Annotated in this window: 16 protein-coding genes; 8 read left to right on the forward strand and 8 right to left on the reverse strand. The window is 35.9% G+C overall.

Annotated elements, in window-relative coordinates; all coding sequences use genetic code 11:
- Positions 1–90: 90 nt before the first annotated feature.
- From GVK91_RS15600 to GVK91_RS15620, 5 genes are all read right to left on the reverse strand, one after another.
- A complete protein-coding gene (locus GVK91_RS15600) occupies positions 91–843 on the reverse strand; it encodes a zinc ribbon domain-containing protein (protein ID WP_153847937.1) in 753 nt (250 codons plus the stop codon).
- Positions 843–1,943, reverse strand: coding sequence for a Nif3-like dinuclear metal center hexameric protein (locus GVK91_RS15605; protein WP_153847936.1), 1,101 nt, complete (start codon positions 1,941–1,943; stop codon positions 843–845). The genes GVK91_RS15600 and GVK91_RS15605 overlap by 1 nt, the downstream gene beginning before the upstream one ends.
- The gene (locus GVK91_RS15610; RefSeq protein ID WP_153847935.1) at positions 1,933–2,418 is read right to left on the reverse strand and encodes a hypothetical protein; all 486 of its coding nucleotides are present in this window, start codon (positions 2,416–2,418) and stop codon (positions 1,933–1,935) included. The genes GVK91_RS15605 and GVK91_RS15610 overlap by 11 nt, the downstream gene beginning before the upstream one ends.
- Before the next feature lie 22 nt (positions 2,419–2,440).
- The gene (locus tag GVK91_RS15615; RefSeq protein ID WP_159729981.1) at positions 2,441–3,196 is read right to left on the reverse strand and encodes an alpha/beta hydrolase; all 756 of its coding nucleotides are present in this window, start codon (positions 3,194–3,196) and stop codon (positions 2,441–2,443) included.
- A 205-nt stretch (positions 3,197–3,401) separates the two neighbouring features.
- Positions 3,402–4,112, reverse strand: coding sequence for an SAM-dependent methyltransferase (locus tag GVK91_RS15620; RefSeq protein ID WP_159729983.1), 711 nt, complete (start codon positions 4,110–4,112; stop codon positions 3,402–3,404).
- 149 nt (positions 4,113–4,261) lie between these two features.
- On the opposite strand from GVK91_RS15620, the gene apaG reads away from it, so the two are divergent.
- The 4 genes from apaG (at position 4,262) to GVK91_RS15640 (ending at position 10,594) form a co-directional block, all read left to right on the forward strand.
- Positions 4,262–4,648 (forward strand): Co2+/Mg2+ efflux protein ApaG, encoded by a 387-nt coding sequence (apaG, locus tag GVK91_RS15625; protein WP_046673176.1) that lies wholly within the window; start codon positions 4,262–4,264, stop codon positions 4,646–4,648.
- A 348-nt stretch (positions 4,649–4,996) separates the two neighbouring features.
- The gene (locus tag GVK91_RS15630; RefSeq protein ID WP_153847932.1) at positions 4,997–6,862 is read left to right on the forward strand and encodes an ABC-F family ATP-binding cassette domain-containing protein; all 1,866 of its coding nucleotides are present in this window, start codon (positions 4,997–4,999) and stop codon (positions 6,860–6,862) included.
- Between the two features lie 93 nt (positions 6,863–6,955).
- The gene (gene mnmG / locus GVK91_RS15635) at positions 6,956–8,815 is read left to right on the forward strand and encodes a tRNA uridine-5-carboxymethylaminomethyl(34) synthesis enzyme MnmG (protein WP_159729985.1); all 1,860 of its coding nucleotides are present in this window, start codon (positions 6,956–6,958) and stop codon (positions 8,813–8,815) included.
- A gap of 78 nt (positions 8,816–8,893) precedes the next feature.
- The gene (locus GVK91_RS15640) at positions 8,894–10,594 is read left to right on the forward strand and encodes an Ig-like domain-containing protein (protein ID WP_153847930.1); all 1,701 of its coding nucleotides are present in this window, start codon (positions 8,894–8,896) and stop codon (positions 10,592–10,594) included.
- A gap of 29 nt (positions 10,595–10,623) precedes the next feature.
- Here the strand turns inward: GVK91_RS15640 and GVK91_RS15645 are convergent, their stop codons facing one another.
- Together GVK91_RS15645 and nadB are read right to left on the reverse strand one after the other, a co-directional pair.
- Positions 10,624–11,130, reverse strand: a complete 507-nt coding sequence (locus tag GVK91_RS15645; RefSeq protein WP_153847929.1) for a gamma carbonic anhydrase family protein — start codon at positions 11,128–11,130, stop codon at positions 10,624–10,626.
- Between the two features lie 5 nt (positions 11,131–11,135).
- Positions 11,136–12,728, reverse strand: a complete 1,593-nt coding sequence (gene nadB / locus GVK91_RS15650; protein ID WP_088163399.1) for an L-aspartate oxidase — start codon at positions 12,726–12,728, stop codon at positions 11,136–11,138.
- 3,130 nt (positions 12,729–15,858) lie between these two features.
- On the opposite strand from nadB, the gene nadA reads away from it, so the two are divergent.
- Complete coding sequence (nadA, locus tag GVK91_RS15655; protein ID WP_153845280.1) at positions 15,859–16,854, forward strand: quinolinate synthase NadA; 996 nt, start codon at positions 15,859–15,861, stop codon at positions 16,852–16,854.
- 228 nt (positions 16,855–17,082) lie between these two features.
- Complete coding sequence (thiL, locus tag GVK91_RS15660; protein ID WP_153845281.1) at positions 17,083–18,135, forward strand: thiamine-phosphate kinase; 1,053 nt, start codon at positions 17,083–17,085, stop codon at positions 18,133–18,135.
- Between the two features lie 32 nt (positions 18,136–18,167).
- Here the strand turns inward: thiL and GVK91_RS15665 are convergent, their stop codons facing one another.
- Positions 18,168–18,956, reverse strand: coding sequence for a ScpA family protein (locus GVK91_RS15665; RefSeq protein WP_153845282.1), 789 nt, complete (start codon positions 18,954–18,956; stop codon positions 18,168–18,170).
- Positions 18,957–19,116: 160 nt separating this feature from the next.
- Between GVK91_RS15665 and dxs the strand changes: the two genes are divergently transcribed.
- Complete coding sequence (gene dxs / locus GVK91_RS15670) at positions 19,117–21,045, forward strand: 1-deoxy-D-xylulose-5-phosphate synthase (protein ID WP_153845283.1); 1,929 nt, start codon at positions 19,117–19,119, stop codon at positions 21,043–21,045.
- 549 nt (positions 21,046–21,594) lie between these two features.
- Positions 21,595–23,019: a chromosomal replication initiator protein DnaA gene (gene dnaA / locus GVK91_RS15675; protein ID WP_046672557.1), complete on the forward strand. Its 1,425-nt coding sequence runs from the start codon at positions 21,595–21,597 to the stop codon at positions 23,017–23,019.
- Positions 23,020–23,131: the final 112 nt, after the last annotated feature.

Raw genomic sequence — 23,131 nt, forward strand, 5'->3', positions numbered from 1 at the left:
ACCTAGTCAGTATATCAACAAAGTTGCATAAAAAAAATGACAAAAAAAAAGCCCTGCTTGTCAGCAGGGCCATCTTTTATCTCTCAACGATTAAAAACCGTATTCTTGTTCGATTTCCAATACGATTCCTTCATCAACCAAAACGCGTCCGCAATGTTCACAGATAATGATTTTTTTGCGTTGACGAATTTCCGATTGCATTTGTGCCGGAATTTTATTGTGGCATCCTGAACAGCTATCACGATCAATCGAGACTACAGCAAGCCCGTTTTTGAACGAATTACGTAAACGGTAGTATACTTTTACCAAACGCTCTTCAATATTAGCCTCAGCCTCAGCGGCTTTTGCTAATAATGCATCTTCTTCCTTTTGAGTTTCAGAAGTAATTGTTTCCAATTCTTTCTTTTTACCCTCAAGCTCGCTTTTGCTATACTCAAGATTTCCTACAGTAGTATCGTAGTTTTCCGTTTTGTTGCGAATCTCAAATTCTGCTTCTTTGATTCGTTTCTCACAAACCTGAATCTCAAGACCTTGGATTTCAATTTCTTTCGAAATAGCGTCATACTCACGATTATTCTTTACCTCATTTAACTGCGTCTCATATTTTTTGATAGCAGCCTGAGCATCCTTAATCATGTTTTTACGCTTAACGATAGAATCTTCTAAATCGTCTAAGTCTATTCTGATCTTCTCAATACGAGTTTCTAAACCCGCAATCTCATCTTCAAGATCTGCAACTTCCATAGGCAATTCACCACGAACTTGGCGAATTTTGTCTATTTTAGTATGTACGGCTTGTAACAGCCATAATGCTTTCAATTTTTGTTCTACGGTTTGTTCCATCAACTGTAGTATTTTATAGGATTTGTATCTATTTCTGTTGTTAAGGTTGCAAAGTTAGGAAATTTTTTCGTAATAATGTCGTACAATAATTCTTGCGTAAATTGTTCGCTCTCAAAATGTCCCGTATCTGCAATCACGATTTCACCTTCAGCATCAAAAAATTCATGATATTTGTAGTCTGCTGTAACAAAAAAATCAGCACCAGAACGTTTGGCTGCACCGAGTAAAAATCCACCCGAGCCACCACATACAGCTACACGACTAACTTTTTTATCTAATAAGGCTGTATGACGAATGACATTCAACCTCAGTTTGTCCTTAAGATAAGCTAAAAATTCCAATTCAGCCATTGGTTCAGCCAAATTTCCAATCATTCCAGCACCAATTTCGGTAGCCGTATTTTGGATATCAAACAAATCATAAGCTACTTCCTCATAGGGATGAGCTTCATAGAGTGCTAAAAGTAACTTCCTTTCACTAGATTTCAGGTAGATAACCTCAATTCGTGTTTCCTCTACACGCTCTTGAACATCAATCTCTCCAATGGTAGGATCGGCCCCTTTTAAAGGTCTAAAACTACCATAACCTGCCGTATTAAAACTACATTGATCATAGTGTTTTCCGATTTTACCTGCACCCGCATCAAACAATGCCTGTCGGACATCTTCAACATGACTCCTCGGTACAAAAACGACCATTTTTCGCAATACATCTGTTTTAGATTGCAGTATAGCCTGATTTTCTAATCCCAATTTATCGGCAATTTTCGTGTTCACTCCACCGGTAACATTGTCGAGATTTGTATGAATGGCATATAATGCAACTTTATGTTCAATTGCTTTAATAACCGTACGCTCCACATAATTTTTTCCATTAAATTTTTTTAGGCCCCTGAACACAATAGGATGATGCGAAATAATTAAATTACATCCTTTATCAATGGCCTCTTTTACAACAGCTTCTGTGCAGTCTAAAGAAATGAGCACTTTTGTAATCTCTCTATTGGCGTCGCCCACAATAAGCCCAGCATTATCATAAGACTCCTGCAAATCTAAAGGAGCCAATTGCTCCAAATAATCAATGACTTCTTTAATTTTCATGGTCTACAATTACCTCCTTTTCTCTAAATTTATTATGTTCTTCCAAAATTCTTCTATTCGCGTTAATTTCAAACCAATAATTAGCCAAGGTCACAAAATGCATAATGATCAGTACACCGGAAATGGAAAGTGGGAGAGGAATATTCGTGGCCAAGTAAATCCATGCATATAGCGATCCTTTCCTAAACGTAGGGTTTTCTTCCACAGCTATTTTCCGATCATAAAATTCATTGATCAAAGAATCCCTTAGACGCGAAGCAACCTGAAAATTCCAATAAATATTAACTAGCGGAATGGCAGCTAACCAGGATTGGTTAGGCGTCATTAATCTATTTTCTTTGGCGACCAATTTTAAGGTCTTTCGAATTGTATTTGCAAATAAAAGCCATACAATAATACGTATAGCCACAATACCCATAGCGGTATAAATTACTTCAGGCTTACTTAACTCTTTTATTAATTCCTCTTGCGTCATTGAACTATTTATTGCTTATTTATTATTCCTGTTCCAACAAATTTACTAATTCTTTCAACCTTTTTATTTGTGGATTATGATCTCCAACAAATTCGATTGTTTTAAAACCCATGGTTTTAGCTTTCTTATAAAACGGGTAAAAATCGTCCTCCTCAATTGCTGTACCATCCGTATAAGTCAAAATGTATGTACTTGGGATCTTAAGCCGTTTCGGATTTTTTAAATTAATCTTATCTGTCATTGTTTTTAGCGGGTGGGGGACATCTCTAGGAAGCTTCTTAACATCCTTCACCCAGAAAGGAAAAATATAACCATCCTTTTCTAATTTTAACAGTCCATTTGCTGCAGTAGATTTCCCCATTAAGTTTATTACCGATTGCTGATCCTCCGGAAGTATAGCATCCAAGTAAACCAATTTACGTATTCTATCCGGAAGACTATCGGCCACAGCTGTAATTACCATACCACCATAACTATGTCCCACCAGTATAATATCATGAAGATCCTCAAATAGGATCGTATTCACAACATCATTGACATGAGTTTGCAATCGAATAGAAGTATCTGCTAAATGATAACGCTCGCCCAGACCTGTTAGTGTAGGGCGGTAAACTACATTTCCCTTTTTCGCTAACTCAACCGCAGTATTTTTAAACTGCCAAGCGCCACCCCAAGCTCCATGGACGATCACATACGTAGAAGGCTGCGCAGAAACATCTTTACCGAATCCAACTAATGAAAAGAAAAATATAATAAATAGTAATCTGCAGTTATTCATTTTGTTATACATTTAATCATCCTCGACACTTAACAAAATCTGTTCAGAAAATGTATAGATAAGCCGGTTTAAATTCTTATTAAAAAACTAGATGTGACCACTCACTTACTTTAATAAAACATGATTCAATCGAATAAAAACCGCTTTTAGCTTCTCAACTAAACATCATCAATGAAGATAGGGTAGGGGGGAGCTTATAAAGACATCATGCATAAAGTAAAAAAATAGTAGGCTTTTTATGATAATCATACGTTCGTTTTCTCCACTCACCAACCGTCAAACTTTGGATATTTTCATCGGCCGCTGTTACATTTGACGCAACACTGAGTAAGCTGGAAGGTTTACATATTTTTAGTAGATCAGCCAAAAGTTGATTATTTCTAAATGGAGTTTCAATAAAAATCTGAGTCTGCCGTTCGCGTGCTGATTGTTGTTCGAGATTTTTAATTTCCTTAGCACGATCAATTTTATCGATAGGCAAATACCCATGAAAAGCAAATTTCTGTCCGCTAAATCCAGAAGCCATAAGCGCCAGTAGAATAGAGCTTGGACCAACAAGAGGAACGACCTTAATACCCAATTGATGTGCCCGTGCCACAATAGAAGCTCCGGGGTCAGCAACACCAGGACATCCTGCCTCAGACATTAAACCAACATTTTTGCCCTGTTTCAAGCCTCCAAAAAAATCATTTATATTTCCCTTGTCCCGCACATGTTTTCCATAATCATGAATTTTTAGTTCGCTCTGCGGAATCTTTAAACCTGCAAGTTTTAAAAACTTACGAGCCGTTTTTTCATTTTCTACAATATACTCGTCCAATGAATTGATTGTTTCCACTAAATATGAAGTAAACGATTGGAAAGCTGCGTCATCACTCAAAGGAACAGGAATTAAATATAAGATACCATTTGCCATAATACAAACCTACTAATTAAGGTCCATTTGGCTATACTAATTTTAAACTTAGCATTATTTAACCTTTTAAAATGATTATAATTTAGATTTTTAAACTCATTATTAGTATTTTAGCGTAAATATTCATTGCAACAATAAACATCATTCAAATGATCACACAAATTACAGAAGGCGTAAAAATCTCGGTTGAAACGATCTATCAATCAGAGTATTCGAATCCGGACCGTGAACATTTCATGTTTGCTTATCATATCAGCATAGAAAATCTCAGCGATTACACGGTTCAATTGATAAGTCGCTATTGGAAAATCTTTGACGCAAAAGGAGACTATAGGGAGGTATCTGGAGAAGGGGTAGTAGGCGAACAGCCTATTATAGAACCTGGCCAGACTCATCAGTATACCTCAGGTTGCAATCTCAATAGCGAATTCGGATTCATGGAAGGATATTACAATATGATCCGAACACTGGACAACGGCAGCTTTCAAGTTGAAATACCACGTTTCAATCTGATAGCTGATTACGCATTGAATTAATTTTATCAAGGCAGTATCATTATTGCCAATTAATCAAATAACGAAGCTTTTTTCGCATCGAATAAGAAACTATTTCTTTATTTTTGCGAGCATTCCAAATGAACATGCTAACCTCGGGGTATTATCATTTTACCCGATGGCAAATGCTAGCATTTGATCGTATGCCACCCGATAGATTAAATTAGTCAGCAATCAAAACGATTATTGATTCAATATATAAATAACTGATAATCAATAATAAATATTTAAAATATTGATTATCAACACGATATGCGCTACCAAAAGAAGAAACCTCTTGGCAGTGTTTTGACGTGTAAATTGACTGAATATAATTTAGGGTGATATAACGTGAGTATTTTAGCTACAGAACAAGTAAGCCATTCCTTCCATGATCGATGGCTTTTTAAAGATTTACATTTCGGCCTCCAGAAGGGAGATCGTGTGGCCTTGGTCGGAATCAATGGCACAGGTAAATCAACCTTACTCGCCATTTTAGCAGAGCGAATCTTACCAACCTCAGGAAAAGTTGTAAAAGAAAAAGGTATAAAAATTGGTTTTTTAGAACAGGATCCTGATTTCACAGGATTAAAATCAATCAATGATTTTATTTATAGTACAGACAACGATCAACAACGTCTTATCCGAGAGTACGAGGAACTGCTATTGGAGACTGATATCGATCAGAAAAAATTAGAAGATCTTTCAGAAAAAATAAGTTCATTGAATGCCTGGGAGTATGAGCATAATATTAAGACGATTCTTAATCGTTTAAACATTATGGATTTCCATCAAGATATTAAAAGTCTATCAGGAGGCCAACGAAAACGCCTTGCGCTAGCCAAACTTTTGATAGACGAACCGGACATTTATATATTAGATGAACCCACCAACCACTTGGATATAGAAACAATTGAATGGCTTGAAAAACTATTAACAACAGGTAGCAAAACCGTTCTTTTAGTAACGCACGATCGCTACTTCTTAGATAATATATGTACTGAGATTCGAGAGCTGGATAGAGGCAATCTCTTTAGCTATAAAGGTAACTATTCCTATTTTCTAGAGAAGAAATCCGAACGCGAAACTATTGATGCGGTTATGGTAGAGAAAAGCAGAAATCTACTTCGTCGTGAATTGGAGTGGATGCGTCGTCAACCACAGGCACGTGGCACCAAATCCAAATCACGTATAGAAGCATACTATGACTTAGAAGAAAAATCTAAAGCAATTAAAGGAAATGACTCGGTACACCTCAGTGTAAAAGTAAGCAGACAGGGCTCAAAAATACTCGAACTAGAACATGTTGCCAAACGTTATGGAACGAAAGAAATCATACATAATTTTTCATACACATTTAAAAAAGGTGATCGTATTGGTCTAGCTGGAAAAAATGGCACTGGAAAATCAACCTTTCTTAATTTAATCACGGGAGAAGAAAAACCTGATTCAGGATCGATATCGGTAGGGGAAACCACAGTATATGGCTATTATAAACAGGGAGGATTGGAAGTAAACGAAAACGATCGAGTATTAGATGTTGTAAAAAATATAGCAGACTATATTGAAATGGCAAATGGGGAAGTAATCACAGCTTCACAGCTGCTAACCCATTTTTTATTTCCTCCTGAAAAACAATTTGGTTTCGTTAACAAATTAAGTGGAGGAGAGAAAAAAAGACTTCAACTTATGCGTGTTTTAATGAAGAATCCAAATTTCCTAATCCTGGATGAGCCATCCAATGATCTGGACATTGATACTTTAAACGTGCTGGAAGATTTTCTTGATAACTACAAAGGGGTACTAATATTGGTATCACACGACAGGTATTTATTAGATAAATTAACCGATCAGCTTTTTATTTTTGAAGGAAAGGGGAGTGTACAGATATACAATGGAAATTATGCCGACTTTAAACTTGAACAAGACGAAATCCAAAAATTAGAAAAAGAAAAACAAAAAAGAATAACCCAAGAACAGGTAAAGCCAATTGTAAAAGAGGAAAAGAAAAAACTCTCATACAAGGAACAATTGGAATATACTAAACTAGAAGAAGAAATAGAAAAACTGGAAACACAAGTAACGTTAAAAACGGAGAAACTAAACCAGGAAACAGACCATCTAAAGCTTTCTTCCTTAGCGGAAGAAATTCAATCTATCCAAACACAGATAGACGACAAATCCGAAAGATGGTTATATCTTGCTGATTTTATGTAAAATTTCACCATTGGTTTCACGTGGAACACAAAGAAAACGTAAATTTACAAAGAAATAAAAACGCCACGTTTCACGTGGAACAAGAACAGAAAAATGTTTAAAAAATATAATGTAATTGTAGTTGGTGCAGGTCATGCCGGATGTGAGGCGGCGGCAGCAGCAGCCAACTTAGGTTCGTCCACTTTACTCATCACAATGAATATGGGGGTAATAGCACAAATGAGTTGCAACCCCGCAATCGGTGGAGTCGCAAAAGGACAAATTGTAAGAGAAATAGATGCTATGGGTGGATATACCGGTATCATAGCAGATAAATCAACCATTCAATTTCGAATGCTTAATCTATCGAAAGGTCCAGCTATGTGGAGCCCACGTACACAAAATGACCGAATGCGGTTTGCGGAAGAATGGAGGTTACAATTAGAGTCTCTTCCAAATTTAGATATGTGGCAAGATACCGTAAAAGAAGTTATTGTTAAAAATGGAAGAGCTTGCGGTGTCATCACTTCGATGGGAATAGAAATAGAATCGGACGCTGTCGTACTAACTAATGGAACTTTTCTAAATGGTGTAATTCACATTGGCGACAAGAAATTTGGAGGCGGCAGAACAGGAGAGAAGGCAGCCACAGGTTTAACCGAACAACTTGTTTCCCTTGGCTTCGAATCAGGAAGAATGAAGACAGGGACACCACCCCGTATAGATGGGAGAAGCCTCAACTATGCATTGATGGAAGAACAGTGGGGCGACGAAAAAAGAGGGCGGTTTTCTTATACAGATGTAGAAATACCTACTGAACAACGCTGTTGCTGGATTACCTACACAAATGATAAAGTTCACGAAATGCTTCGTACTGGGTTTGAAAAATCACCCATGTTTACTGGACGTATCAAAGGATTGGGACCACGCTATTGCCCCTCAATAGAAGATAAAATCAATCGCTTCGCCGAGCGTGAAAGGCATCAGATATTCGTGGAGCCAGAAGGTTTTAAAACAGTAGAAATCTATGTCAACGGATTCTCTACCTCATTGCCGGAAGATGTACAATTGAAAGCTTTGCAATTAATCCCAGGTTTTGAAAATGCGAAGATGTACCGACCAGGTTATGCCATAGAATACGACTACTTTCCACCAATGCAATTGGATCTTACCCTAGAAACCCAATTGGTGAAACATCTATTTTTTGCGGGACAAATCAATGGGACTACTGGCTATGAAGAGGCCGCCGCTCAAGGTTTCCTAGCCGGGATAAATGCTCATCAACGCATCAACGATGATAAGGAAGTTATTCTAAAAAGATCCGAATCTTATATAGGTGTATTGGTAGATGATCTGGTAACAAAAGGAACTGAAGAACCGTACCGTATGTTTACATCAAGAGCCGAACATCGTCTACTTTTACGCCAGGACAATGCTGATATTCGCCTAACCCCCTTAGCTTACAAATTGGGATTAGTAGGAGAAGAAAGACTCAAAAAAGTACAAGACAAAATTGATAACTCAAATAAAATAATAGAGTATCTAAAACAAAATTCAACCAATGTTGAAAAGATGAATACGGTGTTAGCGGAAGTTGGCTCGAGTGCACTTCCTCAGAAAACAAGATTGAGTAATGTACTTGCGAGACCACAAGTCGGTATCCAAGATATTCTGAAAGGAGATGAAGGCTTTGCACACTATGTATCCCAATTTGATAACGATACCATCGAACAAGCAGAGATCAATCTCAAATATGAAAGCTATTTCGATAAAGAAATGGAAATAGTTAATCGCATGAAGAAGATGGAAGATAGAGAAATAAACCCTGATTTCGACTACAGCTTGCTAACGTCATTGTCCATTGAGGCAAGACAAAAGCTATCAAAGGTAAAACCACGTACACTGGGGCAGGCTTCAAGAATCTCGGGTGTTTCACCCTCTGATATCACCGTATTGATGGTTCACATGAGCTAAATACCTGGTAAACAAATATTTACACACAAAACATCACATAGCTTAAAATAAGCGATTTAAGACAATATTCTATTTTTTATGACAACTTCTTTAAAAGAAAATAAAAGTGGTTCAAAAAGGCTAAAAAGTAGCTTAAAAACAAGATTACTTATTTTAAGCATGTTTATTATGCTTATTGGCTTGTCTATACAATGTGCGAGCATACAACAGCCTACGGGGGGGCCAAAAGATTCCATTCCCCCGAAAATACTATTGGAAAGTCCTACGAATTTTTCGAAGAATTTTACAGCAAAAAAAATAGTAATCACTTTCGACGAGTATATCAAACTGGCAAATCAACAAAAAGAATTCAGTATTACGCCCGACATGGGTAGTAACCCAGAATTCAAGGTCAAGAAAAAAAATCTAGAAATTACCTTACCTGATTCTCTAGAAAAAAATACTACTTACAGCATATATTTCGGTAAAGGACTAGTCGATTATAACGCAGGAAATGCATTGGTCAATTATGCTTACGTATTCGCAACAGGAGATAAAATAGATTCGCTCAGTATATCAGGTAATGTAAAAAGTGCTATAACTAAAGAGGTCCAAAAAGATGTTAAAGTCTTATTGATCCCCATTAGCCAAGACTCTATTTTCGGCAAGAAGAAAGCGAATATATTTACGACAACGGATACTGCAGGTAATTACAAACTAAACAATTTAAGAGAAGGAACCTATCGCATTTACGCACTTCAAGAAAAGAACAATGATAGGATCTATAATGGCGCTGATGAAGAAATAGGTTTCCTAAAAGACTCTATCGTACTAGAGCGAGACTTAAACAATATCAATTTGGAGATATTCAAAGGAACCCCAAAAAAGTTTAGAACGCAAGAGAAGAAATTTGAAAAAAATGGAAGTATACTTCTTATTTTTAATAGGCGAGTGGACAAACCCAAACTCAATATCCTAAATGATGAAGTAAACAACAAAGATAAAATAGTACGTTTTTCAAATACATCGGACTCCGCTACTTTGTTTATTCCAAATTTAAAAATAGACTCCCTAAAGCTAGTTCTGACAGAAAATGAAAGACCATTGGACACCATTCTAATTAGAAAAGGGAATGTAAAAATAGAGCAGACAATTGAGCCAATTTTTACCCCAAATAATGGGCGAGTCGATCGGATTACACACCTTCAGGTATCTGCATTCACACCGATCAAGAATATAGATAAAACCAAGTTGAAATTCAAAGAAGACTCATTGATCCGAACCAATTACCAACTTGCCGTTGATACAGCGAATACCAATATCTACCATATTCGATATAATTGGAGAAAAGATAAAAAGTACCAAATTGAGTTTACGGAAGGCGCCATAACAGGCTATTTTGGCGAGCAAAATAAAGAGAAAAAGCTGGATTTGACCTATGACGATAGTGAAAACTATGGAGATCTGACATTTGATTTTACAGATCTAGATAGCAATACAACATATCTGGTAGAGTTAATCAATGAGAAAAAAGATAAAGTCTATCGCGTCGACAAAATAAACATGAACAATCCGGCCGTCGTATACAAACAGTATCCAGGAGGAAAGTATAGCATACGTGTAATTCGCGACGACAACGATAATGGACTCTGGGATACTGGAGATGTTGAAAAGAAAACCTTTCCGGAACCTGTTATATATCTAAATAAAGTATTTACTATACGTGCTAACTGGGAACAAAAAGATAGTTTTTCATTGAGTGGCCTCAAAAAAAGAATAATTGAGGCCATTCCAAAATAATAACTTTAAATACTGCTAATTCGATTAAGCTAAAACCAAGAGCTGTACAGAACATAATTATGTGGTAACTGCTGCAATAGATCTTTCTGCTCTTCAGTAAGTGCCTTTATCTTTTTTGCAGGTACCCCAGCATATAAAAATCCCGACTCACAACGTGTATTTTCCAAAACTACTGCCCCAGCTGCTACAATAACATTCGATTCAACAATAGCATTATCCATAACGATAGCTCCCATACCAATGAGTACATGGTCTTCCAAAATACATCCATGTACCATAGCCTGGTGGCCTATACTCACATAATTTCCAATCGTTGTACCGCATTTCTTATAGGTACAATGTATAACAGCACCATCTTGAATATTCGTATAATTACCAATACGAATATAATTGACATCCCCACGTATTACAGCGTTAAACCATACCGAACAGTGATGTCCAATCTTTACATCTCCCACAATCGTTGAATTAGGAGCTAAGAAGCATTCTTCGGCTATCACCGGAGATATATCTAAAACAGGTAAAATAAGTGCCATGTTCCTTAAAAAATTGTATCCTGTAGTACCTCCGAATGTTTCGGGTAGTCCGTTGTATAATGCAATCCCCTGCTTTCTTTCCTCAACATAGCTGATTTTGTCACAATATAAGCTACTTGAATAACGTTACGCAATTCACACAATTTAACAGAAAGCCTTGTATTCCGATAAAACTCTTCAGTTTCCTCATATAAAAGATGTAATCGCTTTAGGGCTCTCTCCAGCCTAAAATCGGAACGCACAATACCAACATAGTCACTCATAATCTTTTGGCATTCGCGCAAATTATGACTTACTAAAATATCCTCATTTGAAAGTGAGGTTTTAGAGTCATCCCATTCCGGAACGTCAACAATATGGTTAATCAATCCTATCGACTTTGTGGCGTCTAAGAAAATACGATGTGCATAAACAAGTGCTTCAAGAAGCGAATTAGAAGCTAATCGGTTTGCACCATGTAGTCCAGTAGAAGAACACTCACCGCAAGCATATAAATTAACAAGGCTACTGCGTCCAAAATCATCTACATAGATACCCCCGCAGAGGTAATGCGCCGCCGGTGTAACTGGTATAAAATCCTTCGCCATATCCAGTCCGATCGAAAGACACTTTTCATAAATGTTTGGAAAATGCTTGATAATATCCTGCTTATCCCGATGCGTAATATCGAGGTAAACATAATCAATTCCCGACTTCTTCATTTCGGCATCAATAGCTCTAGCAACAATGTCCCTTGGTGCCAAAGAAGCACGTTCATCGTACTCCTCCATAAAAGATTCACCATTGATCCTCCTTAAAATCCCCCCAAATCCACGTACAGCTTCGGATACCAAAAATGCAGGCGAATCCTTTGGATTATATAAAGAAGTAGGGTGAAATTGCATAAACTCCATATTACGTACCTTACCCTTTGCCCGATACACCATCGCTATACCATCTCCAGTCGCAATAGTTGGATTTGTTGTGCTCGAATAAACATGTCCAGCTCCCCCAGAGGCCATCACGGTGACCTTACTCAAAATCTGATCAACTAAATGTGATGAGGTATTAAAAGCATAAATTCCATAACAGGTAATGTCTTCCCTATTTTTATCCACGTATTCACCCAGATGATGCTGTGTAATCAAATCAATGGCAAAGTAATGCGTTACAATTTCAATATTAGGATCACTATGTGCTTGAGCCAATAATGCCCGTTCAATTTCATAACCGGTTATATCTTTATAATGTAAAATACGATGAGCTGAATGTCCACCCTCTTTTGCCAGGTCATACAAGCCCGATTCCTCCTTGTCAAATGATGTGCCATATGAAATAAGTTCTGCTATCCGTTCCGGCGCTTCTCTTACTACGTTTTCCACAATTTCAACATCGCATAAACCATCCCCAGCAATCTGAGTATCAATGATATGCTTTTCAAAGCTATCAGACTTATCCACAACGGCAGCCACTCCCCCTTGCGCATATTTTGTATTAGACTCATCCTCATTGGACTTAGTGACTATCAATACTTTACCGAATTTCGATGCCTTCAAAGCAAAGCTTAATCCAGCAATACCTGATCCAATGACCAAAAAATCTACCTTTCTATCTGCCATATAAATTAAAATTCACAAACTATCCCCAAAAGTGACGATTCAAATTAACGAAAAATGTGGAAAACGTGTAAATAAAAGGTTAAATAAAAATGAAAAGTATTTAACAATTCACAAATCCCCTATTTTGAAGCCTTATTTCTAAAATTTTTCCGCACAAAAATCCCTAGATTTCCACATTTTCCAAACAAAAACTATTCAACAAAAAAATATGGAAAATAAAAAATACGATAAATTAGAATTTTAAAAATCAGCTCTTTAATAGACAAATCCTGTTGAAAAATTGTTGAAAACTCCATAAAAACCTAAAATCAAAATTGGAATAAAGGAATTTATACCACTTTTCCACACCATAATAAACAATAAGAGATTTTCTATTTTAAATAATTAGTATTTATTGAAAAAAAAGATTGTGGAATACGTTCGAAAATCTTTGTTTAGTTTTGTCAAGTTCGATTAGAGGCCGTTAGATTTCAATATCTGGGAATTATAGAGTCCCCTATTGAAATATTTAATTCTAATTGAGTTTATATTATTTTTTTAATTTCCTATTGGCTTTTAAAGCGCTTTAGGATTGGATATTTATTTTATTTTTTTTTACATATGGATTTAATGTAGTTTCAGCGCGTTATTTATAATTTTTTCAAGGAAAAATTCGTTTAAGCTGTTTTATACTTGAATATTTTCCCTTGTAGGGTCTTATTTCAATTTAATTGGATTGTAACTGATAGAAATCGATGAAGAAAAGGTTTAATTCTCATTTGGGTGCTATGAGATTTCAATATTTTTGGCTTTCAACCAGATAAATTCTTTTATTGAATTCTAATAGCTACTAATTTTTGCTTTGAAAATTTCTTTGAAAAAGGCAATTTAGTTGATTTTATTATTTGGATTTTAAGTCGTTTTAGGTTTGGTTATTTGCTAATCATAACCAAAAATATTTGAATATGGCTTTGTCAACAAGTTAAAATTGGAATGCGAAATTTTTCAAAATGAAAATTGTAACGGATTTGGTTATTGGGATTTTTTATTCCTGGATCTGGGCGATTGTATTCGGATTTGGCTAAAATATCCATTTGATTTTGACAGCATTAAATTTTGAACAGAATCTAAAGGCGATTATTTAAAAATAAACCCGTTTAAAATTGGATATTTTTTAAAAATTCGTTTTCAATACTTTTTACCGCATTCTATGCGTTTAAATAGTAAATTTTTTACGATCTAGCGTGAATTCGAAGATTAGCTTGTTTATAGTTTTGGATTGCAAATAATTTCTTTAAATAATTTATTGTAGAACAAACAATCTTACTATATTTGCAGCCCAACATTCATTAGATGTCGGAATTATCCAAATTTAGATCAATGACATTCGAATATTGTGGATTATTGTTCTTTAGTATTTTTTTAGATCATTCTCAGGGCGTATTTTTCTAAAATAAAGCTCTTATAGGTCGAATATATTGACTTGATTCGCTATTTGTTTCGAATATTTAATTCTAAGCGACTAAATTGTTTTGAAAGTGCTTTGTCAGTCGCATATTTAGTGTTTTCTTTTAATATTATCTATATATTTGAGTATGAAGCGTTTTAATTCATTAAATTAAATATAAAATTGAAAATTTATAATCTGTAACAAGTTTATCTTTCTCTTTATATTAATTAATATCTTTTAACTTACATGTGCTGAGTTTTTGTAATTTATGCGATAATGATTGCCAGATGCTCAGTCTAGCGGGATATACAGTCCGATTCTGTTATATTGAGCTGTCGAGGGGAGCTATTTACTCGATTCCTATCCAGATACTGGGTATAATTGATTTTATTTAAGTTGTATTTATTATTGCTTTTGAATTTTGTGAAATTAACTTGCAAAAATTTTATTAAACCCTCTTAGAATTAAATAAAGACACTACCCTCGATTACAGTAGTCAATATTTAATTCTCATCCGCTTTATTTTGGATTCTGTAGCCGTTATTTAGTCGGATATTTCAATTTCCGCGAACTATTCTCTTCTAGATTCCCTTCTACTCTACTCTTTTATATTTTTTTATAAATATCCAATTCTTATTGGGTTTATTTTGAACTATTTAATTCAACGCTATTGGCCCTGAATCAGCGTGAGTTTACCCTTACTAGAGTCCTATATTCATTTTTACAAGCTGCTATTATTTTTATATGCAATTCTAAAAGCATTTATTCTAGAAATTATCGCCTTCTATTGATTATCTATGACCAATTTTGATTTAGAAAAATTGGTTTTGGCCCCATTCTAGCCTTCGTTGCTGTATAAGTTGGTAAATGGCGAATATATAAACTTCAAATCTTTGCAATTAGAATGGCATATATAAAGACCGTAATGACAAAATAAGCTATACACGATTGTAAGAGCGTTTGTTTTTTATTCGTTGCTATTTATACGGTTTCAGTGTTGGATGCATGCACAATTTCCTTAAAATTTACCGAATGAACTCGCTGAGAATTTGATATAAAATTATAGATCAATCCAGAATCCATTAATCTCTCCTATACGAGCTCAAAAACGTTTTTTAATCTGAAATGTTAATAAATAAAGCTTCCTTTTGTGCTATATTTTTCATTGTTTTGTAATATGCCTAAAAACGTTCCTTAGGCTATGAAGGTTGGATGTAGATGAAACTGATTTTCGAAGATAGAAATAATGTGAAATAAACCCTTTCAGCTTTTGGTATAAATGAAGAGTTCGAATAGTTTCCGAAATATTCAAGTCTAAAAGAGTTTATATGGGCGTAATATTGTTTGATTAAACTTTATATAAACTAATTTAACTATTAATACTTGCAAACGGTTGATTTGTATTTTGAAATAGGTATTTAGCTGTCAGTTCTGCAAGATCATGGAATTGGGCAATAGGTGCAGTTGTTCGATCAAATTTGCAAACTGACTTTACCCAATAAGCTGGACTTGGCAAATCCGTTGTAATCTGTTACTGATTAATAATACGTTTTATATCAGTGTTTTATTTGTTATTATCTAATAATGGGGCACATTCAAGCAAGAGGTATATTACCATGACCTGATTAATTTGCTTTTAATTGACTTTTATATATCTAACAATGCTTATTTTTGCTGTTCATAAAAGTTGAAACTACTCGCATGGAAATTGTAAATTATGAGCTTCAAGCAAAAGGTTATATCGATGCTCCGATTGATCCCTCACTGGATTTGATTAAAGAGATCCAACGATTAAAGAAAGAAAAGAACGCTGTCATCTTGGCTCACTATTATCAAGAGTCTGAAATTCAAGATATAGCAGATTATATAGGAGATAGCCTTGGCTTATCCCAGGAAGCTGCGAAAACTGATGCAGATGTAATTGTTTTTGCTGGAGTACATTTCATGGCTGAGACGGCTAAAATACTTTCACCGACAAAGAAGGTTCTTTTGCCAGATGCCAAAGCAGGTTGTTCGCTGTCAGATTCTTGCCCTCCGCATCTTTTCGCTAAATTTAAGGAACAATATCCTGATCATTTGGTCATCACTTATGTAAACTGTACAGCGGAATTGAAAGCGCTTTCCGATATTGTATGTACCTCTAGTAACGCTGTTCAGATCGTAGAGAGCCTGCCAGTGGGTCAGAAAATCATTTTTGGCCCGGATCGTAATCTCGGAGCATACGTTAAAAAGAAAACAGGACGAGATCTTGTGCTTTGGAACGGTGCATGTATGGTCCATGAAATTTTTTCTCAAGATAAAATTGATCGTTTGAAAAGCGAGCACCCCGAGGCTAAGTTTATTGCCCATCCGGAATGTGAAGATCATATACTGGCGATAGCTGATTATGTGGGATCGACTGCCGGCATGCTTAAATTTACCCAGACAGATACGGCCCAAGCTTATATTGTTGCTACAGAATCAGGTATTCTCTACCAAATGCAAAAAGCAAGTCCACATAAGACTTTTATTCCTGCACCTCCTAATAATGCCTGTGCATGTAATGATTGCCCGCATATGAAGCTTAATACGCTTGAGAAACTATATAACTGTCTGAAGTATGAATCGCCCGAAATCCTTCTTCCCGAGGATGTTATTCTCCGAGCCCAGCGTCCTATTGAACGTATGTTGGAAATATCGGCAAGTTTAGGCTTATAGAAATCTGCATAATTTTTGATCATAACCAAGACAATAACTGATTGGTTTTCAATGATCAATAATGATTTCGTTGAGCTGTTTATATGTAGTTCAATGAAAGAGTCCAATGTATGAGCAGGGGAGTCATTGGTCTTATAGTAATACTTATTTTGTAATGCCATCCAAATAAATCTTTGGAAGATGATTATCAGCTGGCATTATCTATATTAAACTTTTAAACTTTTTAGCATGTTTGATTTTGATAACACCGAGCGAACTAATTTGGAAGAAATGGGTGAGTTCGGTTTGATTGATTATATAAAAAAAGCTGTAGAATTAACAGAAAAATCCACAATTAAAGGGATTGGCGATGATGCTGCTGTTCTAGATTTTGGAGGTAAGAAAACCTTGATATCTACTGATCTACTGTTGGAAGGGATTCATTTTGATCTTAGATATGTTCCGTTAAAACATCTAGGTTATAAAGCTGTTCAGGTCAATTTGAGCGATATTTACGCGATGAATGGAATAGCTTCGCAAATTACCTTTTCAATAGGTCTGTCCTCAAAATTTCCATTGGAAGCTGTAGAAGAGATTTATCAGGGAGCTTTGATTGCCTGTAAGAAATATAATGTTGACCTAATTGGGGGAGACACTTCGGCTTCAGCCCAGGGTTTGGTTATTTCTGTGACAAGCATTGGTCATGCTGATGCAGATCAGATCGTTTATCGTAGTGGTGCACAGGAAGGTGATCTCTTGTGTGTGTCTGGTGATCTAGGAGCAGCTTATATGGGCTTACAGCTCTTGGAGCGTGAAAAGGATATCTATTTAGAAAATCCAAATGTACAGCCTGATTTAGAGGGAAAAGATTATATCGTTGAACGTCAATTGAAACCTGAAGCCCGGAAAGATATTGTTGAATTATTTGCCAAGCTAGGGATCAAGCCCACAGCGATGATGGATATTTCAGACGGGCTTGCATCAGAAATTCTACATATTTGCAGACAATCTGACAAAGGTTGCAGATTATATGAAGAAAAGATTCCATTGGATCAGATGACTTATGATACAGGGCGGGAATTTGGCATTGATCCAACCGTAGCTGCACTTAATGGCGGTGAAGATTATGAACTACTGTTTACAATAGCTCAGGCTGATCATGATAAAATCAAAAACTTACCGGATATCAGCATTATTGGTTATATGACGCCAAGATCCGAAGGTTGTGAGATGATTTCCAAATCTGGGAATCTTTATCCGATAACAGCCCAAGGTTGGAATGCTTTTCAGAAAAAAGATTGATACGAAAAGACCTGTTCGAGACAGGTCTTTTTTTATGCTTCTTGCTCTTCAAGCCGGAGTTCCTCCGCCTCATTTGGATCTCTTTCACCTACATTGAAATTGTTATAGCCTAAGCCCACTTCGATCTGTAATAATCTCTGTTGCAGCATTTCAAGAATTGCTAAAAAGTTATAGACAAATTGTATTTTATTTTCTGAGTTTTTAAGAATTTCTTGAAAATCCAATTTTTTATTGATTTCAATTAGTTCGGCTATTGCTTTCTTCTGTTGTTCAATGGTGTATGGATATTTGACAACTGTATGTGTTACTTCAGGGGGACGATTACGGAATTGATACATCATTTGCTCGTAAATCATCATTAGACTATAAAGGTCGAAGCTATCCAAATTTTCTCCGGTAGAATCTAATTTTAGTCTCTGTTGGATATCATAGCGTATGTTGCCTCGGTTGTATAGTTTGAGACGATCCTCTTCCAAGGCTCTCAAATCTTCACAGGTCTCTTTAAATTGCTTATAGAGAATAAGTTTTTGAACAAGATCTTCTCTAAGATCGATTTCATTCTCATTTTCGTCTAGATCTAGACGAGGCAAGAGCATTTTAGCTTTAATACGCATCAGTGTTGAAGCAACAAAGATAAACTCGCTTGCCATTTCCATATTGAGCGCCTGCATTTGGCTCACATACGATAAAAAATCATCTGTAATCTTTGAAATCGGTATATCGTGGATATTTAGTTCATCCCGTTCGATAAAAAATAATAATAAATCAAAAGGTCCCTCAAATTGAGGAAGCTTGATTTCGTAGCCTTCTTCTACTTGCATATCTTATACAAATTTACATATAAAATCTTTTGGAATAACTTCGATACAAACTATTCATTATTTTATTTGTTGTACCCCAATATGTAAATGCGATTTAATTTTAAAGATTAAATAAAATTGTCGTTACTTTGTACGAACATATCATGTAAATAGCAGTACTATGCAGTTTGAGGCTGGAGAACTATTAAGTAAAATAAACGATCCCTCTGATCTTAAAAAGCTAAAGGAAGACCAATTAGAACAGTTGAGTCTGGAATTACGTCAATTTATTATTGATCAGGTTTCGGTTAATGGTGGTCACTTTGCAGCAAGTTTGGGAGTCGTCGAGTTAACGGTGGCGTTACATTACGTAATGAATACCCCATACGATCAATTGATCTGGGATGTAGGTCATCAGGCTTATGGGCATAAAATCCTAACGGGGCGTCGCGATATATTTCATACAAATCGAATTGAGAACGGAATTTCTGGGTTTCCTAACCGTTTTGAATCTAAATACGATGCATTTGGCGTTGGGCACTCATCAACATCTATTTCTGCAGCATTAGGTATGGCGGTCGCTTCCCAAATAAAGGGCGAAAAGGATCGTCAGCATATCGCGGTTATTGGTGATGGTGCGTTGACTGGTGGAATGGCATTTGAAGCATTGAATCATGCCGGTATTTCCAAATCCAACCTTTTGGTTATTCTGAATGATAACTGCATGTCCATTGATCCTAATGTAGGTGCATTGAAGGAGTATTTGACAAGTATTACAACCTCAAAACGATATAATCGTTTTAGAGACGATATTGCAGCTGTATTAACCAAGATTTCGGAAGTTGGTCCAAATGCACTTGGTATTGCCAAAAAACTGGAAAAAAGCATAAAGGGAACTTTGTTAAAAAATGCCAATCTCTTTGAATCTTTAAATTTTAGATATTTTGGACCGGTTGATGGGCATGATGTCAAGAAATTAGCCAAGACCCTTGAAGACCTTAAACATATACCAGGCCCTAAATTATTGCATGCCGTCACCATCAAAGGTAAAGGCTTTGCGTTAGCTGAAAAAGATCAGACGAAATGGCATGCTCCAGGTTTATTCGATAAAATTACGGGTGAGATCAAGAAGTCTTCGAATGATAAACCGGTAGCGCCTAAATTTCAAGATGTTTTTGGACATACTTTAGTTGAGCTTGCGGAAGAAAATGATAAGATTGTGGGTATAACGCCTGCAATGCCTTCTGGTTCTTCTATGAACATTATGATGAAAGCTATGCCTGACCGCGCATTTGACGTTGGTATTGCTGAGCAGCATGCGGTTACGTTCAGTGCAGGACTCGCAACACAGGGATTATTACCGTTCTGTAATATCTATTCGTCTTTTATGCAACGCGCTTATGATCAAGTAATCCATGATGTTGCATTACAAAATCTAAATGTTGTTTTCTGTTTGGATCGTGCGGGAGTGGTCGGTGCAGATGGCGCTACACATCATGGCGCTTATGATATAGCGTTTATGCGATGTGTCCCAAACATGACAGTTTCTGCTCCGATGAACGAAGAGGAACTGCGAAATTTGATGTTTACTGCACAGTTGCCTAATAAAGGTCCTTTTGTTATCAGATACCCGAGAGGAAATGGCGTTATGCCGGATTGGCGTCGTCCATTTACAGAAATAGAAATAGGAAAGGGACGTCTTATAACAGCAGGAGAGGAGCTTGCTATCTTAAGTTTTGGAGCGATAGGAAATGAAGCTGTTAAAGCGGTACAGCAGTTAAATGAATTGGGAATACATCCAGCGCATTATGATCTTCGATTTGCTAAACCATTGGATGAAGCCTTGCTCCATCAGGTCTTTCAGAAGTTTGGTAAAATTATCACGGTTGAGGATGGAAGTTTACAAGGGGGCATAGGTTCGGCTGTATTGGAATTTATGGCCGATCACGGATATCATAGCCAGGTTGTTCGTTTGGGTATTCCGGATAAGATCATTGAACATGCTGAACAAAATGCACAGTGGAAGAATGCGCACTACGATGCGAATGCGATCATAGCAGAAGCTAAAAAACTTTGTAATGGAAAATTGACCAGTTCAATGGTCGGATAAGAGTTATATATTTGACAAACAAAAAAGGAGATCCATATGGACCTCCTTTTTTGTTTGCCAAGTGTGCGTATGTTTAAGTTTACAATTAATCTCATCTGTTACAATTTGTTTTTTTCTGAGATATAATTTGCACTGATTTTTCTTTTATGGTTATGCATAAATAACTTTAATAGTCCTCTGACAATGATGTTAAGTTGGCTTTAAATTCTTATAAATTTAATATTAAAAATATATGAACTAAAGATTGTAATTAGCTATTATTTTGGTTAATTTAGATTTAGACCTTAAAGACTGATAGGTAGTAAGTTTGCTACTTTTTTTGTTCTTTTTTTTGAAATAAATTTGGAATGTTAATAATTATTTTTAGAGATCAATTTTAGCGCTAGTTTTCCACAATTTTACACGGTAAAAATCTGATATATAGCATCTTATCAATTATTTTATATTTTAGTTTTTTAGCTGATTTTTTTTTGTCATCTTCGTTCTCAGAGAAAGTTATCAACATATTTTTTGTCGCGTATTGTAAATCAACTTATTAACAATTTTAGAATGGAAAAAACGTATTCAAGTGTCTGGAATAATTGTCTTTCGATTATCAAAGATAATATACCAGCACAAAGTTTCAAGACCTGGTTTGAACCTGTGAAAGCAGTCCGTTTGGAGGGTGACGTTTTGACTATTCAAGTGCCTAGCTTATTTTTTTATGAGTGGCTGGAAGAACACTATGTAGGAATTCTTCGCAAGACCGTAAAGAAATTCTTAGGAGAGCAAGGTAGATTGGAATACAATATTGTAGTAGAGAAGTCTTCAGCTTCTCATCCTTATACGACTAATCTTCCATCGAATGGCAATGGAGCAGAAGGGAAAAGGCAATCTATCCCTGTGCCGGTATCTTTAAATAGGGATATCAAAAATCCGTTTGTTATTCCTGGATTGAAAAAATTGCAGGTTGATCCGCAATTGAATCAAAACTATACATTCGAAAATTTTATCGAAGGTGAATGTAACCGTCTTGCTCGCTCTGCAGGTTATGCTGTAGCGAATAAACCAGGTGGTACTTCATTCAACCCTTTGATGATTTATGGTGATGTTGGTTTGGGAAAGACACACCTTGCCCAAGCAATCGGAAATGAAATCAAAAGAAATCTTCCCGATAAATTGGTCATTTATGTGTCTTGTGAAAAATTCTGTCAACAGTTTGTGGATTCATTGAAAAATAACACGATCAATGACTTCGTTAACTTTTATCAAGCAATGGATGTCATCATTATGGATGATGTGCACAATTTTGCTGGTAAAGAAAAAACACAGGATATTTTCTTCCATATTTTTAATCATTTGCATCAATCTGGAAAGCAGATTATTTTAACTTCAGACAAAGCGCCTAAGGATTTAGCTGGTTTGGAGGAACGTTTGCTTAGTCGTTTTAAATGGGGATTATCTGCAGATATTCAAATTCCTGATCTTGAGACGAGAATGGCAATTTTGAAGAAGAAGATGTATTCTGATGGTATTGATTTACCTGAAAATGTAGTGGAATATGTCGCAACACAAATCGATAATAGTGTTCGTGAGTTGGAAGGAGCCATGGTTTCATTATTGGCTCAGTCTACATTGAACAAGAAAGAGATTGATTTGGGCTTAGCAAAATCGATGTTGAAGAATTTTGTGAAGAATACCCATAAGGAAATTTCAATGGACTTTATTCAGAAATTAGTTTGTGAATATTTTGAAGTTCCTGTAGATATGGTAAAGTCGAAAGTGAGGAAGCGTGAAATCGTGCAGGCCAGGCAAATTTCGATGTATTTAGCAAAAGCCCATACCAAATCTTCACTAAAATCGATCGGAGCATTCTTCGGAGGAAGAGACCACTCGACAGTCATTTATGCATGTCAAACCGTAGAGGATTTAATTGAAACTGACAAGAAATTTAAGACTTATGTAAGTGATATTATGAAAAAATTGAAATCTTAATATCAATTACAGTAAGTAAAAACAAAAAGGGCTGTCCAAGTAATATGGACAGCCCTTTTTTGATGTATTTAAGACGCTGTAAGGCATAAAAAAGCCTCTGGACATGCACTGC

It is taken from the genome of Sphingobacterium sp. 18053 (assembly GCF_902706145.1).
Taxonomy (GTDB): Bacteria; Bacteroidota; Bacteroidia; order Sphingobacteriales; family Sphingobacteriaceae; genus Sphingobacterium; species Sphingobacterium paramultivorum.

Bases quoted from the DNA above. Each gene is read 5' to 3' on its own strand.
- GVK91_RS15605 (WP_153847936.1), bottom strand. From the start codon at position 1,943: ATGAAAATTAAAGAAGTCATTGATTATTTGGAGCAATTGGCTCCTTTA.
- mnmG (WP_159729985.1), top strand. From the start codon at position 6,956: ATGTTTAAAAAATATAATGTAATTGTAGTTGGTGCAGGTCATGCCGGA.
- dxs (WP_153845283.1), top strand. From the start codon at position 19,117: ATGCAGTTTGAGGCTGGAGAACTATTAAGTAAAATAAACGATCCCTCT.
- GVK91_RS15640 (WP_153847930.1), top strand. From the start codon at position 8,894: ATGACAACTTCTTTAAAAGAAAATAAAAGTGGTTCAAAAAGGCTAAAA.
- GVK91_RS15620 (WP_159729983.1), bottom strand. From the start codon at position 4,112: ATGGCAAATGGTATCTTATATTTAATTCCTGTTCCTTTGAGTGATGAC.
- GVK91_RS15610 (WP_153847935.1), bottom strand. From the start codon at position 2,418: ATGACGCAAGAGGAATTAATAAAAGAGTTAAGTAAGCCTGAAGTAATT.
- nadA (WP_153845280.1), top strand. From the start codon at position 15,859: ATGGAAATTGTAAATTATGAGCTTCAAGCAAAAGGTTATATCGATGCT.
- GVK91_RS15665 (WP_153845282.1), bottom strand. From the start codon at position 18,956: ATGCAAGTAGAAGAAGGCTACGAAATCAAGCTTCCTCAATTTGAGGGA.
- GVK91_RS15645 (WP_153847929.1), bottom strand. From the start codon at position 11,130: ATGGCACTTATTTTACCTGTTTTAGATATATCTCCGGTGATAGCCGAA.
- dnaA (WP_046672557.1), top strand. From the start codon at position 21,595: ATGGAAAAAACGTATTCAAGTGTCTGGAATAATTGTCTTTCGATTATC.
- GVK91_RS15600 (WP_153847937.1), bottom strand. From the start codon at position 843: ATGGAACAAACCGTAGAACAAAAATTGAAAGCATTATGGCTGTTACAA.
- thiL (WP_153845281.1), top strand. From the start codon at position 17,083: ATGTTTGATTTTGATAACACCGAGCGAACTAATTTGGAAGAAATGGGT.
- GVK91_RS15615 (WP_159729981.1), bottom strand. From the start codon at position 3,196: ATGAATAACTGCAGATTACTATTTATTATATTTTTCTTTTCATTAGTT.
- nadB (WP_088163399.1), bottom strand. From the start codon at position 12,728: ATGGCAGATAGAAAGGTAGATTTTTTGGTCATTGGATCAGGTATTGCT.
- apaG (WP_046673176.1), top strand. From the start codon at position 4,262: ATGATCACACAAATTACAGAAGGCGTAAAAATCTCGGTTGAAACGATC.